Source organism: Pseudoroseomonas cervicalis ATCC 49957, from assembly GCF_000164635.1.
GTDB classification, from domain to species: Bacteria; Pseudomonadota; Alphaproteobacteria; order Acetobacterales; family Acetobacteraceae; genus Pseudoroseomonas; species Pseudoroseomonas cervicalis.
In genome coordinates this window covers 1,652,058-1,665,469 of sequence record NZ_GG770777.1, presented here as the reverse complement: position 1 = coordinate 1,665,469, position 13,412 = coordinate 1,652,058, and the positions used below count along the sequence as shown (strand labels likewise).

Below are 13,412 nucleotides of genomic sequence, written 5' to 3'. Positions count from 1 at the left end.
ATCCGCCACCCAACCCCAGAGGATGACACCATGAGCCTCCGCAATGTCGCGGGCGGGCTGACGTCGCGCTTCGCCCACCTGGCGGGCCTGCGCCGCAACGCCTCCGCCAAGCCCGGCAAATCCCGCGCCGAGGAGACCCCGGCCACCCAGGACGACGTCGAGGACGTCCAGGATGAGGTCGAGGAGCTCGAAGAGCGCGTCGAGGACCTGGAGGACCAGGTCGAGGAGGAGGAAGAGGGCAATGACCCGGCGCCCGATCCCGAGCCCCCCGCCGAGCGCACGCCCGACGCCCGCAAGGCCTTCCGTCGCGGCGCAGCCGCCGAGAAGGCCCGCTGCGCCGCCATCTTCGGCGCGCCCGAGGCCGCCAGCAACCTGCCCCTGGCCGCCAGCCTGGCCTTCGAGACCGGGCTGCCGGCGAAGCAGGCCGTGGCCCTGCTGAAGTCCAGCGCGGCCGGCGCCGCCGCGCAGGAGCCCCGCCGCGCCTCGCTGGGCGAGCGCATGTCCGGGCAGCCGCGTGGCTCCGTCGGCGCCGACACCGCCGGCGGGATGGACCGCAACACCGTCGACGGCAACGTCGCCTTCATCCTGGGCGCGGCCAAGGCCGCGCGCGGCCGGTAACGGAGGGTCACCATGTCCCAGCTCCCCCGCGTGTTCGAGGAATCCTTCGTCCCGGACAAGCTGATCGCCGGCAACACGCAGATCGTCACCAGCAATGAGACGCTGCTCTCCGGCCAGAACCTCAAGCGCGGCGCCGTGGTCGGCAAGATCACCGCCTCCGGCAAGGTGACGCTGAGCGCCAGCGCCGCCAGCGACGGCAGCCAGACCCCGTATGGCGTCCTGCTCGACGACTACGACGCCACGGCCGGCGATCTCGCCAACTGCGGCGTGCTCGTCCAGGCGGAGGTCAATGAGCGCGCGCTGATCCTCGGCGCCGGGCACACCCTCGCCTCGGTCAAGGCCGCGTTCCGCGCCCTCGGCATCTTCGTGAAGCCCTCCAACCCGGCCTGAGCGGCCCGCAGGAGATCGGCCCCATGGCCCTGAGCATCTACGACACCTCCACGCTCATCCGCGTGGTGGAGAACCTGAAGCCGCCCAGCTCCTTCCTGCTCGACAAGTTCTTCCCGAACACGTCCCAGAGCACGACGGAGTTCGTGACCATCGACATCTTCGATGGCAAGCGGCGCCTGGCCCCGTTCGTCAATCCGCTGCAGGAAGGCAAGTTCGTGGAGCCGATCGGCTTCCGCAGCCCGACCTTCAAGCCGCCCTACATCAAGCCCAAGACCCGCCTCGATCCGACGCGCGCGGTGCGCCGCGCCATCGGCGAGCGGATCGGCGGCGGCGAGCTGTCGCCGGCGCAGCGGCAGGCGGCCAATCTCGCCTTCGAGCTGGAGGACCAGATCAACCAGATCACCCGCCGGATGGAGTGGATGGCCTCCTCCGCGCTGGTCAATGGCGCGATCACGGTGGTCGGCGAGGGCTTCCCCACCGCCGTCATCAACTTCGGCCGCGCCGCGGCGCTGAGCGTCGTGCTCACCGGTGGCAACCGCTGGGGCCAGGCCGGTATCTCGCCCAGCGCCAATATCGACGAATGGGCCGCCCGGGTGCTGAAGGAGTCCGGCCAGCCGGTCACCGACATCGTCTTCACGCCCTCCGCCTGGGCGGCGTTCCGGCTGGACCCGCTGGTGAAGGAGGTCGTGGCCTCCTTCGTCAACGGCAACCCGGACTTCCAGGCGGCCGGCGTCCGGCCGGTCCCCGGCGCCATCCGCCTCGGCACCTGGGGCCAATACACGCTCTGGCTCTACTACGAGTGGTTCATCGATCCGGAGGATGGCGTCGAGAAGCCGATGCTGCCCGATGGCACGGTGCTGCTCGGCAGCCCCGCTGTCGATGGCGAGCGCGCCCATGCCGCCATCCTGGACGAGGAGCTCGGCTTCCCGGCGGTGCCCTATGCGCCGAAGAGCTGGGTCGAGAAGGACCCCGGCGTGCGCTGGCTGATGACGCAGTCGGCGACCATCGTCATCCCCTCCCGCGTCAATGCGGTGCTGTCCGCGAAGGTGAACTGACATGGCCGAGAAGAAGGAGACCTCCTCCGACGCCGGCGCGGGGGCGCAGCAGATGGATCAGGGCGCACTGATCCGCCAGCTGGTCGAGGAGCTGCGCGCCAGCTCGGGCACCGAGGCGGAGGCGGCGCAGCGGCGGCAGCGCGACGCGCTGCAGCGCCGGCTCGACCAGCAGGACCGCCTGCGCGCCACGTCCATGCGGGTGGAGGTCGTGGCCCTGGCCGATTTCACGCTGGAGGGCGATGACGGCGTGCAGGTGATCCTCGCCGGGTCCGTGTTCGAGATCCCGGAATGCGACCTGGCCGACTGGAGCGGGAAGGTGCGTCTCTACGAGACGACCGAGGCCGCCCAGCCGAAGGCGCGCGGCGCGTCGATCAGCGGCGGCTGACCATGGCGCCGCCGGATTTCGGGGCGCTGAACGCCTCCACCCTCGACATCCTTGGCGAGGTGGCGGCGTTCCGGCCGCGGCGGCCGGAGGCGCATTTCCATCCGCCGGGCCTGTCCAGCGAGCGTGTGCTCGAGGGGCGGGGCGTCTTCACCCGCGCGCAGCGGCGGACGGTGGTCGGCAACGATGGCATGCCGGCCACCATCACCGAGACGACGCTGCTGGTGGATCTGGATGAGCTCCACCGCCGGCATGGATATGCGCCGATCCAGGGCGACCAGGTGACCGTGGCCGGGGGCACCTGGCTGCTGACCGATGTCCGGGACGACGCCGACGGCATGGCCCTGCTGGTGCTGGGTCGGATCCAGATGGGCGGTGCGCGGTGACCTGGCCGAGCAAGCGGGACCGCGAGGCGGACCGGCTGGCCGAGATCCTCCGCACCAAGGTCCAACCGCTGCGCCGTGCCGTCTACCGCGCGCGCACCTGGCCGCTGCATTCGCACGATACGCCGGCCGCGCTGGTCTATGGCTACCAGGAGACCAAGGTGCGCGCCGGCCGCGACATGCTGGTCAAGACGTTCGATGTCTCCTGCATCATGGCCGTCCAGATTCGTGTCGTGCGGTCGGTGCAGGCTGGCGAGGCGGCGGAGCGCGAGCTCGGCGAGCTGTGCGGCCTGATCCATGAGGCTGTGCTGACGGATGCGGCCCTGGCTCTGGCGGATGACGGGATCGAGGACTTCGGCGAGCTGCGCACCGTCATCAATGCCGAGCTGAAGGGCGAGTCCGTCATGCTCACCGCCGGCATGTCGATCCAGATGAAATGGTCCGAGGTCTACGAGATCCCGGACCCTCCCGTGGATTGCGAGGATGCTGTCCTCGCCCTGCAGACGGTTCCGCCGCTGCCCTGAGAGGGACACCCCCATGTTCGTGAAACCCGCTCCGGGGCGAGCCGTGCCCGACCCGGATCTGCGCGACTTCCTGCCCGAAGAGGGCCGGGACGTGCCGCGCACCGATTACTGGCTTCGCCGCATCCGCGATGAGGATGTGATCGAGGGCGAGGCCAAGCCGGCCGCCGCCCCGAAGCGCTGAGGAGGGACGCATGGCCATCGGCTTTCGCGAGATCCCGAGCAATCTTCGCGTCCCGCTCTTCTTCGCCGAGCTGGACAATTCCCGGGCGAACAGCGCGCAGGAGGCGCAGCGCAGCCTCATCATCGGGCAGATGCTGGGCAGCGGCACGCTGGCCGCCGGCGTCCCGGTGCTGATGCAGGGCGTCGACTGGGTCAAGCAGCGCGCCGGCGCCGGCTCCATGCTGGCGCAGATGGCGGAGTGCTACCGCAAGCGCGACGGCTTCGGGGAGGTGTGGCTGCTGCCGCTGGCCGATGCCGTTGCCGGCGTGGCGGCGACGGGCAGCGTCGCGCTGTCCGGCTCGCCGACCGCCGCCGGCACGCTGAGCCTCTACATCGGCGGCATGCGCGTGCAGCAGCTGGTGACGACGGGGCAGACGGCCGCGCAGATCGCCACGGCGCTGGCGGCGACGATCAACGGCACCGCCGACCTGGCGGTCACCGCCGCCGCCGCCTCCAGCACGGTGACGCTGACGGCGCGGCACAAGGGGCTGACCGGCAACGACCTGCCGCTGGTCCTGAACTATCGCGGCGCGCCGGGCGGCGAGGTGACGCCGGACGGGCTGACGGTGACCTTCACCGCCATGAGCGGCGGCACCACCAATCCCGTGCTCGACACCGCGCTGGCGAATTTGGGCGACATGCCCTTCGACTACATCGCCATGCCCTACACCGACACGACCAGCCTGGACGCCCTGAAGTCCTTCCTGGCGTCGCGCTGGGCCTGGGACCGCATGCTGTATGGCGGCGCCTTCGCGGCCGTCCGGGGCACGCTGGGTCAGGCCGGCGCCTTCGGGCTGGCGCGCAACGACGCGCATGTGTCGGTGATGCCCTGCGATGGCTCGCCGACCCCGCCCTGGTGCTGGGCGGCGAACCTGACCGGCGCGCTGGCGGTGAGCCTGCGGGCCGATGTGGCGCTGCCGCTGCATGGGCTGGGGCTGGATGTGCTGGCGCCGCCGCCCGAGAAGCGCTGGACGATCGGGGAGCGCAACACCCTGCTCTGGTCCGGCCTCAGCAGCCACACGGTGCAGGATGACGGCACGGTCACCACGGAGACCATCGTCACCACCTACCAGCGCAACCCGCTCGGCGCGGCCGATGACAGCTACCTGTATGTCGAGCGCCTCTACACGCTGGCGGCGGTGATCCGGAATCTCCGGATTTTCGTGACCAGCACCTTCGGGCGGATGAAGCTGGCCTCCAATGACCAGCCGGTGCGGCCGGGCCAGAACATCGTCACGCCGAACCTGATCCGCAACGCGATCATCGGCCGCTACCGCGAACTCGAGCGGCTCGGTCTGGTGCAGAACTCGGCGGCGTTCGAGGCCTCGCTGGTGGTGGAGCGCAACGGCACCAACCGCTGCCGCATCGACGCGCTGCTGCCCATCGTCCCGATCGACCAGCTGCGGCAGCTCGCCGCGCTGGTGCAGTTCCGCAACTCGCAGGGGTAAGCGCCATGGCCGACAATTCGCGCCGCCTCGGCGGCGTCGCGTGGCTCTGGGTGGACGGCATGGCCTTCGAGGTCGTGTCCGAGCCCACCTGGGGCGTGTCCTCCGTCACCCGCCAGACGCTGGCCTCGATGAGCGGCATCAGCGGCTATTCGGAGACGCCCAAGGCCGGCTTCATCGCGGCGACGATCCGCGACACCGCCGGCATGCGGGTCAAGGATTTCGAGGAGATGACGAACGTCTCCGTCACGCTGCGCCTGGCCTCCGGCAAGGAGATCTACGGCGTCGGCATGTGGACGGTGGAGGCGCCGGAGGTGAATTCCACCGAGAGCACCTTCGCCATCCGTTTCGAGGGCGAGGACGTGCGGGAGAGCTGACATGACCGAACACATGGACGACACGCTGACCATCACGCTGCCGCAGCCGGTCGCCGCCAATGGCGCCGAATACTCCGAGCTGACGCTGCGGGAGCCGACCATCGGCGACATGATCGAGATGATGAAGGCCAAGACGGATCTGGAGCAGACGCAGAAGCTCATCTCGCTCTGCTCCGGCCTGCCGATCCCCGCGGTGTCCAAGCTCCCGATCCGCGTCGTGACCCAGGCGGCCGACTTCTTCGCGCGTTTTATTCCGCCCTCCCCGCCGACTGGCGCGAAGTAGCGCGGGAGACCTCCATCCGCTGCGGATGGGGGCCGCGCGACGCCGACAGCCTGACCTGGTGGGAATTGCTGGCCTGGGTCAGCACCAGCGAACGACTGCGCCGCCAGGAAGCGTGGAGGGGGCAACATGAGCGGTAGCGCACAGCAGGCGCTCAGCGTCACCATCAGCGCCCGCGATCGCGCCTCCGGCCCGCTGCGGCAGATCGCCGCGGCGGCCCGGATGCCGTCCCTGGCGCTGGGCCGCCTCTCGGCCAGCGTGCGCAGCCTGGGTGACGCGACGGGTGCCACCAAGCTTGCCGCCGGGCTGCGCTCGGTCGGTCGCGTCGCCGCCGACCTGGCGCCGCCGCTGGCCGCTCTGGCCGGCATCGGCACGATCGCCGGCATTGTCCGGATGACCAGCAGCTGGGCCACCTTCGGCTCGCGGCTGGCGACCGAGGCGGCGCGGCTGCAGATGACCGCCGGCCAGCTCCAGGCCCTACAGGGCGCCGCGGTGCTGGCCGGCGGCTCGGCTGAGGGCATGACCTCGAGCCTGCAGGGGTTGGGCCAGGCGCTGAGCGATGCCGTCGGCGGCCGGAACATGGAGGCGCTGCAGTATTTGCGTCTGCTGGGCATCCGGCTGCACGATGCCAGTGGCCAAGCCCGCACGGCCGCCGAAGTGCTGCCGGAGGTCGCCGACCAGATTGCCCGCATCCGTGATCCGCGCCTGCAGGGGCGCGTTCTGGGCGCGCTCGGTATCTCGCCGGACATGCTGCCGCTGCTCCAGCGGGGCAGCGCCGGCCTGCGGGAGCTGACGCGCGAGGCGCGGCGCTATGGCGTCATCTCGGAGGAGGGCGTCGCCCGGGCGGAGGCGGCCCGCGTGGCCCAGGCGCGGCTGGTCCTGGCCAGTCAGGGGCTGGTCGCGGCGCTGACCGTGTCCCTGGCGCCGGCGCTGACCGGCATCGTGAGCCGGATGACCGACTGGATCACCTCCGCCGATGGCGGTCAGGCCGCGGTGCGGCGTATCGCGGCCGCCATCGATGGCTGGATGACCTCCGGCGGCCCCGCCAAGCTGGCCGAGAGCATTTCCAGCATGGCGGCGGCCACTCAGAGCGCCGTTGATCTGTTCGGAGGGTGGAAAAACGCCGCGATTGCCCTGGGTGGCGTGCTGACGCTGAGCATCTTGGCGCCGCTGATCGGAATTGTGGGGCGAGTGTCGGCTCTGGCTGGGATAAGGCTGCCCATCTGGGCGCTCATGCTGCTTGGTATTGGTGGCGCGGCGGCCGCATCTGCGGCTGGGGGCGCAAGTGCAGACGGCGGATCGCTGGCGCTGAACGTTCTGGCGCCTTTGACCGGCATAGTCGGACGCCTCACATCGCTTGCTTCGATCAGACTGCCGCTTTGGGCTCTGCGGCTCCTCGGCCTCAGCGGCGGAGCCACGATTGCCGGTATCGCGATGGGTGTCTGCGGCGCCGGGAAGCTGTTCGAGGGGCTGACGGACCGCAGCAACCCGCTGTCGAGCCTCAATCCGTTCCTGAACCGCCGGCTGACCCCCGGCGGTGGTGTCCCGTCCTCGCGCCTCGGGGCCGGGCCGGCCGATTCCGCGCCAACGCCGCGCCAACGGCAGGCCTACGAGTATTTTCTGGGGCGCGGCTACACCCCGGAGCAGGCGGCCGGCATTGTCGCCAACCTCCGGCACGAGAGCGGGGCCAATCTCGACCACCAGGCGGTGGGCGACAATGGCCGCGCCTATGGCGTCGCGCAGTGGCACCCGGAGCGGCAGGAGGATTTTCGCCGCTGGTCCGGCCGCGACATCCGCCAATCCAGCTTCGAGGATCAGCTGGGCTTCATCGAGCATGAGCTGCGCGGGACGCACCGACAGGCACGCATCGCGCTGCTCAATGCCCGGACGGCGGCGGAGGCGGCAGCCGCCATCTCGCTCTTCTACGAGAAGCCGGCGGGCCGCTTCGGTGAGGCGCAGAACCGCGCGAACACGGCCGAGGGCCTGCTGCCCCGGCTGCGGCAGCAGGCGGCACCGCAGGCCCCGGCACCGCCGGCTGCGGCGCCACAATCCCAGGCCGCGCCGGCTGCGCGCGTCGACATCACCCTGCGCGGCGCGCCGCCTGGGACCACGGCCGAGGTGCGCAGCGCCCCAGGTCTGGATGTCGGCGCGCCGCGGATCGAGCGGGCCATGCCAGGGAGCGGACCATGAGCGCATGGCAGGACAGCCTCTATCCCGCCTCCTGGCGCGGGCTGCCGTTTTTCGTGCGGCAAAACGATGCGCAGTTCGGGCGGCGCACCACCCGGCACGAATACCCCTACCGGGACCAGGTGTGGATCGAGGATCTCGGGCGGGGGCCGCGCGAGCTGCGCGTGCTCGGCTACCTGACCGGCGACGATGCTCTCGCCCAGAAGGATGAGTTCATCGCGGCGGCCGAGGAAGAGGGCCCGGGCGAGCTGGTGCATCCCACGCTCGGCCTGCAGCTCGTCTCGATGATCAGCCTGGCCACCTCCGAGCGCACGGAGGAGGGCCGGGTTGTCGAGCTCGCCATGGTCTTCGTCGAGCCCGGCCAGGCGAGCTTTCCGACCGGCCTGTTCGACGGCCTCTCGCAGGTGTTCGACGCCGCGAGCGCCCTGGATCTGGCGGCGGCGGGTGATTTCGGCAGCGCGGCCACCACCGCGCTGCGCCAGGGCGGCGAGGTGGTGCGGCAGGCTGTCAGCACGGTCGGCCGCTGGACCGGCCAGGCGCAGCGCCTGGCGGGGGATGCGGCCTCGGTGGTCAATGCCGTCGGCTCGCTGGTGCCGGGGCAGGGCAGGGCGCTGAGCCGCTTCGCGCGGGGCATGCGCAGCGCGACCGATCCGCTGCGCACCGTGCAGTCCTCGCTGGCGCGGGTGACCCAGGCCCGGCAGGCGGTGACCAGCGCCGGGCGCAACCTCGAGAGATTGGCGGGACGCCTATGACAGCGACGGACGATTTCGCCGCCGGTGCGCGCCGGCTCGCCGCGGCGCTGCGCGATGTGGCCGACGATCCCGCCGACCAGGTGCGGCTGCTGCTGACGCTGGCGCGCGGTATCGCCTCCGCCCCCACGGCCGGCGATCCGATCGGCCTAGCGGAGGCGGCGGCGCAGGCGGCGGTGCAGGCCGTGATGCGCCGCGCCGCCCTGGCCGAGGCCGCCCGGGCGGCGGCTGCGGCGCAGCCGCGCTCCTATGACGAGGCGGTGGTGCTGCGGGCGCAGATGGTCGAGGCCATCGATGCCGAGATCCTCGTGGCCGGCGACGCCGGGGAGGACCAGACCGTGGCGGCGCTGCGCGCGCTGCGGGTCGCGGTGTGGTCGGACATCACCAGCCGCGCCGCCGAGCTGCCGGCGCTGCGCGACATCCTCTCGCCCGGTCCGGTGCCGGCGCTGGTGCAGGCGCATCGCTACTACGCCGATCCCGACCGCGCCAACGAGCTGGCCAACTACGCCGGCGCCGCCGATCCCAATTTCATGCCGGGGAGCTACCGCGCCCTGGCCCGGTAGGAGCCATGGCATGACGGACAATGGCGAGCTGACCCTGACGGTCGGCGGCCAGCGGCTGACCGGCTGGAAAAATGTCAGGCTGGCGCGGGGGCTGGAGCGGACACCGAGCGACTTCGACCTGCTGGTGACCGAGCGATATCCCGGGGAGCCGAGTGCCATCTCGGTGCAGCCCGGGCAACCCTGCACGGTGCGGATCGGCCAGGATGTGGCGCTGACCGGCTATGTCGACCGCGTCCAGCTCGAGATCGGCGCCCGACACCATGAGGTGCGCGTCACCGGCCGAGGCAAGGCACAGGATTTGGTCGACTGCCAGGCCTGGCTGCGCGATGTGCGCGGGCAGGTCAGCTTCGCAAGCGCGGCGGCGCTGGCCCGCCAGCTCGCGGCGCCCTTCGGCCTGCAGGTGCTGGCCCCCGATGGCGAGGGGCCGGTGCTTCCGCAGTTCAACGTCGCCCTGACGGAGACGGGCTGGGAGATCATCGATCGGGTCGCCCGGTATGCCGGCATGCTGGCCTACGAGGATGCGCAGGGCCGCATCGTCATCGGCAAGGCCGGCAAGGATCGGCATGCCAGCGGCTTCGTGCAGGGCATCAATGTCGAGACCGCCATGGTCACCTTCGCGATGGACCAGCGCTACAGCCATTACGAGGCGGTTGTGATGTCCGTCGACGTGCTGCAGGACCTGGCTGGCGCGGTCGGTGGGCCGCTCGACTACAACGTGCGCGGCCGGGCGAGGGACCAGGGCGTGCCGCGCTTCCGGCCGCGCGTCTTCGTGTCAGAGCAGATGCAGAGCGGCGAGGATATCGCGCAGCGCCGCGCCGAGTGGGAGGCCACGCGGCGCTTCGGGCGGTCGCAGGCGGTGAGCATCACCTGCGATTCCTGGCGAGACGCCGCCGGGCAGCTATGGGAGCCCGGCCGGCTGGCCACGGTCCACCTGCCGGCGCTCAAGCTGCCCGACCGCGCCTGGATCATCGCCGAGGTGACCTATCGCCGTGGGCAGGAAGGCACGCATGCCGACCTCGTGCTGATGCCGCCCGAGGCCTACGCGGCCGAGCCGGTGGTGCTGCAGCCCTATGACTGGCAGGTGGGGCAGGCGCTCGACGCCAATCCCACGCCGCCCACGACCGACACCGGGGGACTGGCTCCATGAGCGATTCCGCGACGCAGCGCCTCTTCGGGCGCGTGCTGTCCATGATCGGCTACGCCCGTGTCGCGGCCAGCCGCAACGGCGCCGGCATCCGGCTGCTGCAGCTTCGCTTCGACGACACGGAGGGGCGCGACGGCACCCCGATGATGGCGCAATTCGGCATCGCGTCGCGGCCGCCGGTCGGCGCCGACGCGCTGGTGCTGTTCGTGGCCGGCAACCGCACCGGCGGCGTCGTCGTGGCGACCAATGACCGGCGATACCAGGTCGATCTCGCCGAGGGCGAGGTGGCCCTGCACACCAATGACGGCACGCTGATCCATCTGCGCAAGGGTGGCGAGATCCTGCTGCGCGCCGCCGCGCGCGTGGTGGTCGAGGCGCCGCTGCTGGAGGTGACCGGCGACGTGATCGCCGGCGGCGTGTCGCTGCGCGAGCATGTGCATAGCGGCGTCGATCCGGGCAGCGGCACCAGCGGGCCGCCGGCATGAGCGACATCGCAATCGCCTGGGATGTCGAGCGCACCGCGGCGGATTGGCAGATCCTGCCGGGCGGCCAGCTCGCCATGGCGCCGGGCATCCACACGGCGGTGCTGGTCAGCCTCTTCACCGATGCGCGTGCCCGGCCGGATGACCGGCTGCCGCTCGGCGACACCGATCCGCGCGGGTGGTGGGGGGATGGTGATGAGCCGATCGGCTCGCGCCTCTGGCTGCTGCGGCGACACGCCCGCACCCGCGACACGCTCCGGCTGGCGGAGAGCTACATGGCCGAGGCGCTCGCCTGGCTCAAAGAGGATGGCCTGGCCGACGCCATCGCCATCGCAGCCGAGTGGCAGACGCGCGATCGCCTGGCCGCGCGCATCACCATCACCCGCGGGACCGACCGGCAAGAGGTCGCCGTCTCCATAGCCTGGCAGGGGGTCTAGCATGCCCTATGAGCGGCCGACGCTGACGGCCCTGGTGCAGCAGGCGCGCAACGATGCGGGCGAGGCGACGGGCGGGATGGTCCTGCGCGCCTCGCTGCTGGGCATCCTGGCCAAGGCCCTGGCTGGCCTGCTGCATGGCGTCTACGGGTATCTCGACTGGATCGCCCGCATGGCGGTGCCGGTTACCGCCCGCGACGAATACCTGGCCGGCTGGGCGGCGCTGGTTGGTATCGCGGCCGTGCCGCCGGCGGCAGCGGCGGGAACGGCGGAATTCACCGGCACCCCGGGCGCGCTGCTGCCCGAGGGCACGCCGGTGACGCGGCCGCTGGATGGCCAGGCCTTCCGCACCACGGCGCTCGGCACCGTCGGCAGCGACGGCCTGGTGGTCGTGCCGGTGGAGGCGGTGGAGCCGGGAGCGGCTGGCAATGGCGCCTCCGCTCAGCCCATGGTCATCTCGGCGGCCATCACGGGCGTCAACGCCGCGGGCATCGCCGCCAGCGCCATGACCGGCGGCGCCGATGAAGAAGACCAGGAATCGGTCCGCAGCCGCATGCTGGCGCGCTTTCAGGCGCCGCCGCAGGGCGGCGCGGAGCGGGACTACCTGGCCTGGGCGCTGGAGGTGCCGGGCGTCACCCGCGCCTGGGTGCGGCGCGGCCAGTCGCCGGAGGTCGTGGTCTACGTCATGCTCGACGATGCCCAGGCTGCCCATGATGGATTCCCGCAGGGCTCCGATGGCGTCGCCAGCGCGGAGACGCGCGGCGTGCCGGCGACCGGTGACCAGTTGGCGGTGGCCGACCACGTCTATCCGCTGCGGCCGGTCACGGCGCTGGTTCGCGTCGTGGCGCCGGTGCCCCATGTGCTGGATCTGGAGATCGGTGACCTGCAGGTCGACAGCGCGGCCACCCGCGCGGCGATCCGCGCCTCGCTGATCGGCATGCTGCGCCGCAAGGGCGTCCCGGGCGGCACGATCTACACCAGCGACATCACCAGCGCGATCAGTGCCGCGGCCGGCGTCGAGCGGTTCACCCTGGTCGAGCCGGTGACCAGCATCGTGATGCCGGCCGGCCATCTTCCGGTGCTCGGCACCATCGTCTGGAGCTGACCGCCATGACAGCTCGGTTCGCGCGCAGCGCCGCCGACTATCGGGCGGCGCTCCTGGCGCTGCTGCCGCGCGGCGTGATCTGGCGGCGGGATGCAGGCTCCGACCAGGGCCGGGTTGCATCCGGGCTGGCGACGGGCGTGGCCCGCCTGCATGCCCGGGCGCTCGCCGTCCTGGCCGACGCGTTCCCCGCGACCGCGCTGGAGCTGCTGCCGGATTGGGAGGAGACGCTCGGCCTGCCGGACCAGTGCAGCACGGGTGATGGCGCCGGCAGCCTGCAGCAGCGACGGGCCCAGGTGGTGGCGCGGCTGACCGCCCAGGGCGGCCAGTCGGTGCCCTACTTCATCGGCGTCGCTGCCGCCCTCGGCTACCAGATCACGATCGAGGAATTCGCCCCCGCGCGCGCCGGATCGCTGCGCGCCGGCCAGCCGCTGTGCGGTGAGGCCTGGGCGAATGCCTGGCGCGTGCGCGCCCCGCAGACAACCGTGGTCCGCTTTCGTGCGGGCCAGAGCCAAGCCGGCGATGCCCTGGCGACCTGGGGCAACGCCTCCCTTGAATGCACCCTGCGGCAGCTCGTCCCTGCCCACACCGTGGTGCTCTTTTCCTACGGGAGCTGACCCCATGAAGCGCATCCAGGATCCCAGCGCGGCCGCGGCGCTGCCGGCGCTGCCGAGCCTGTCTGGCCCGACCGGCTATTTCACGGAGGGCGACCCGGTCGGCGGCGTGCTGGCGACCCGCGTGCCGGCCTGGTGGCTCAACGGTGTGCAGGAGGAGCTGGCCGGCGTGATCGAGGCGGCGGGCTTCATGCCGCTGGCCAACAGCAACACGCAGCTGCTTTCCGCCGTGCGGCGGATCGCGCAGCTGCAATTCGCGGTGCTGACGTCGTCGGGCGCGGTGACCGTCCCGCTCGGCAAGACGCAGTGCCTGGTGCTGGCCTGGGCGGGCGGCGGTGGGGGCGGCGGCAGCAATGGCTCGGTCTCGGGCGGCTCCGGCGGCGGCGCCGGCGAGTTCCGCGCGGGGCTGCTGACCGGCCTGACGCCCGGCGCCACCATCAACGCGACCGTGGGCGGCGGCGGGG

The 13,412-nt window shown here is 71.7% G+C and carries 19 protein-coding genes; all 19 read left to right on the top strand.

Annotated elements, in window-relative coordinates; all coding sequences use genetic code 11:
• Positions 1-30 precede the first annotated feature (30 nt).
• Positions 31-618: a hypothetical protein gene (locus HMPREF0731_RS07220; RefSeq protein ID WP_051014669.1), complete on the top strand. Its 588-nt coding sequence runs from the start codon at positions 31-33 to the stop codon at positions 616-618.
• Between the two features lie 12 nt (positions 619-630).
• Positions 631-1,008: a head decoration protein gene (locus HMPREF0731_RS07215; protein WP_007003405.1), complete on the top strand. Its 378-nt coding sequence runs from the start codon at positions 631-633 to the stop codon at positions 1,006-1,008.
• 23 nt (positions 1,009-1,031) lie between these two features.
• Complete coding sequence (locus HMPREF0731_RS07210) at positions 1,032-2,063, top strand: major capsid protein (protein WP_007003404.1); 1,032 nt, start codon at positions 1,032-1,034, stop codon at positions 2,061-2,063.
• A gap of 1 nt (position 2,064) precedes the next feature.
• On the top strand, positions 2,065-2,448 hold the full coding sequence (locus HMPREF0731_RS07205; protein WP_040612012.1) for a hypothetical protein: 384 nt from the start codon (positions 2,065-2,067) through the stop codon (positions 2,446-2,448).
• 2 nt (positions 2,449-2,450) lie between these two features.
• Positions 2,451-2,831, top strand: a complete 381-nt coding sequence (locus HMPREF0731_RS07200) for a head-tail joining protein (RefSeq protein WP_007003403.1) — start codon at positions 2,451-2,453, stop codon at positions 2,829-2,831.
• Positions 2,828-3,352, top strand: coding sequence for a hypothetical protein (locus HMPREF0731_RS07195; protein ID WP_007003402.1), 525 nt, complete (start codon positions 2,828-2,830; stop codon positions 3,350-3,352). Before HMPREF0731_RS07200 ends, HMPREF0731_RS07195 begins: the two co-directional genes overlap by 4 nt.
• 13 nt (positions 3,353-3,365) lie before the next feature.
• Positions 3,366-3,533 carry a DUF2635 domain-containing protein gene (locus HMPREF0731_RS23615; RefSeq protein ID WP_007003401.1) on the top strand — a complete coding sequence of 56 codons (168 nt, stop codon included), beginning with the start codon at positions 3,366-3,368 and terminating at the stop codon, positions 3,531-3,533.
• A 10-nt stretch (positions 3,534-3,543) separates the two neighbouring features.
• Positions 3,544-5,019, top strand: a complete 1,476-nt coding sequence (locus HMPREF0731_RS07190) for a phage tail sheath subtilisin-like domain-containing protein (protein WP_007003400.1) — start codon at positions 3,544-3,546, stop codon at positions 5,017-5,019.
• A 5-nt stretch (positions 5,020-5,024) separates the two neighbouring features.
• Positions 5,025-5,393, top strand: a complete 369-nt coding sequence (locus HMPREF0731_RS07185; protein WP_007003399.1) for a phage tail tube protein — start codon at positions 5,025-5,027, stop codon at positions 5,391-5,393.
• Between the two features lies 1 nt (position 5,394).
• Positions 5,395-5,676: a phage tail assembly protein gene (locus HMPREF0731_RS07180; protein WP_007003398.1), complete on the top strand. Its 282-nt coding sequence runs from the start codon at positions 5,395-5,397 to the stop codon at positions 5,674-5,676.
• Between the two features lie 126 nt (positions 5,677-5,802).
• On the top strand, positions 5,803-7,863 hold the full coding sequence (locus tag HMPREF0731_RS26350) for a phage tail tip lysozyme (protein WP_007003397.1): 2,061 nt from the start codon (positions 5,803-5,805) through the stop codon (positions 7,861-7,863).
• Positions 7,860-8,612, top strand: a complete 753-nt coding sequence (locus HMPREF0731_RS07170; protein ID WP_007003396.1) for a DNA circularization N-terminal domain-containing protein — start codon at positions 7,860-7,862, stop codon at positions 8,610-8,612. The genes HMPREF0731_RS26350 and HMPREF0731_RS07170 overlap by 4 nt, the downstream gene beginning before the upstream one ends.
• The gene (locus HMPREF0731_RS07165; protein WP_007003395.1) at positions 8,609-9,172 is read left to right on the top strand and encodes a hypothetical protein; all 564 of its coding nucleotides are present in this window, start codon (positions 8,609-8,611) and stop codon (positions 9,170-9,172) included. Before HMPREF0731_RS07170 ends, HMPREF0731_RS07165 begins: the two co-directional genes overlap by 4 nt.
• A 10-nt stretch (positions 9,173-9,182) precedes the next feature.
• Positions 9,183-10,319, top strand: coding sequence for a phage baseplate assembly protein (locus tag HMPREF0731_RS07160; protein ID WP_007003394.1), 1,137 nt, complete (start codon positions 9,183-9,185; stop codon positions 10,317-10,319).
• On the top strand, positions 10,316-10,801 hold the full coding sequence (locus HMPREF0731_RS07155) for a phage baseplate assembly protein (protein WP_007003393.1): 486 nt from the start codon (positions 10,316-10,318) through the stop codon (positions 10,799-10,801). The genes HMPREF0731_RS07160 and HMPREF0731_RS07155 overlap by 4 nt, the downstream gene beginning before the upstream one ends.
• Positions 10,798-11,235, top strand: coding sequence for a phage GP46 family protein (locus HMPREF0731_RS07150; RefSeq protein WP_007003392.1), 438 nt, complete (start codon positions 10,798-10,800; stop codon positions 11,233-11,235). The genes HMPREF0731_RS07155 and HMPREF0731_RS07150 overlap by 4 nt, the downstream gene beginning before the upstream one ends.
• Position 11,236: 1 nt before the next feature.
• Positions 11,237-12,337, top strand: coding sequence for a baseplate J/gp47 family protein (locus HMPREF0731_RS07145; protein ID WP_007003391.1), 1,101 nt, complete (start codon positions 11,237-11,239; stop codon positions 12,335-12,337).
• 5 nt (positions 12,338-12,342) lie between these two features.
• Complete coding sequence (locus tag HMPREF0731_RS07140; RefSeq protein ID WP_007003390.1) at positions 12,343-12,951, top strand: YmfQ family protein; 609 nt, start codon at positions 12,343-12,345, stop codon at positions 12,949-12,951.
• 4 nt (positions 12,952-12,955) lie between these two features.
• The coding region (locus HMPREF0731_RS25100; RefSeq protein WP_007003389.1) for a glycine-rich domain-containing protein at positions 12,956-13,412 on the top strand (457 nt) is incomplete at its 3' end.

Excerpts from the sequence above, each read along its gene's own strand:
- HMPREF0731_RS07185 (WP_007003399.1), top strand. The coding sequence starts at position 5,025 with ATGGCCGACAATTCGCGCCGCCTCGGCGGCGTCGCGTGGCTCTGGGTG.
- HMPREF0731_RS07155 (WP_007003393.1), top strand. The coding sequence starts at position 10,316 with ATGAGCGATTCCGCGACGCAGCGCCTCTTCGGGCGCGTGCTGTCCATG.
- HMPREF0731_RS26350 (WP_007003397.1), top strand. The coding sequence starts at position 5,803 with ATGAGCGGTAGCGCACAGCAGGCGCTCAGCGTCACCATCAGCGCCCGC.
- HMPREF0731_RS23615 (WP_007003401.1), top strand. The coding sequence starts at position 3,366 with ATGTTCGTGAAACCCGCTCCGGGGCGAGCCGTGCCCGACCCGGATCTG.
- HMPREF0731_RS07220 (WP_051014669.1), top strand. The coding sequence starts at position 31 with ATGAGCCTCCGCAATGTCGCGGGCGGGCTGACGTCGCGCTTCGCCCAC.
- HMPREF0731_RS07145 (WP_007003391.1), top strand. The coding sequence starts at position 11,237 with ATGCCCTATGAGCGGCCGACGCTGACGGCCCTGGTGCAGCAGGCGCGC.
- HMPREF0731_RS07150 (WP_007003392.1), top strand. The coding sequence starts at position 10,798 with ATGAGCGACATCGCAATCGCCTGGGATGTCGAGCGCACCGCGGCGGAT.
- HMPREF0731_RS07200 (WP_007003403.1), top strand. The coding sequence starts at position 2,451 with ATGGCGCCGCCGGATTTCGGGGCGCTGAACGCCTCCACCCTCGACATC.
- HMPREF0731_RS07190 (WP_007003400.1), top strand. The coding sequence starts at position 3,544 with ATGGCCATCGGCTTTCGCGAGATCCCGAGCAATCTTCGCGTCCCGCTC.
- HMPREF0731_RS07140 (WP_007003390.1), top strand. The coding sequence starts at position 12,343 with ATGACAGCTCGGTTCGCGCGCAGCGCCGCCGACTATCGGGCGGCGCTC.
- HMPREF0731_RS07170 (WP_007003396.1), top strand. The coding sequence starts at position 7,860 with ATGAGCGCATGGCAGGACAGCCTCTATCCCGCCTCCTGGCGCGGGCTG.
- HMPREF0731_RS07210 (WP_007003404.1), top strand. The coding sequence starts at position 1,032 with ATGGCCCTGAGCATCTACGACACCTCCACGCTCATCCGCGTGGTGGAG.
- HMPREF0731_RS07205 (WP_040612012.1), top strand. The coding sequence starts at position 2,065 with ATGGCCGAGAAGAAGGAGACCTCCTCCGACGCCGGCGCGGGGGCGCAG.
- HMPREF0731_RS07165 (WP_007003395.1), top strand. The coding sequence starts at position 8,609 with ATGACAGCGACGGACGATTTCGCCGCCGGTGCGCGCCGGCTCGCCGCG.
- HMPREF0731_RS07160 (WP_007003394.1), top strand. The coding sequence starts at position 9,183 with ATGACGGACAATGGCGAGCTGACCCTGACGGTCGGCGGCCAGCGGCTG.
- HMPREF0731_RS07215 (WP_007003405.1), top strand. The coding sequence starts at position 631 with ATGTCCCAGCTCCCCCGCGTGTTCGAGGAATCCTTCGTCCCGGACAAG.
- HMPREF0731_RS07180 (WP_007003398.1), top strand. The coding sequence starts at position 5,395 with ATGACCGAACACATGGACGACACGCTGACCATCACGCTGCCGCAGCCG.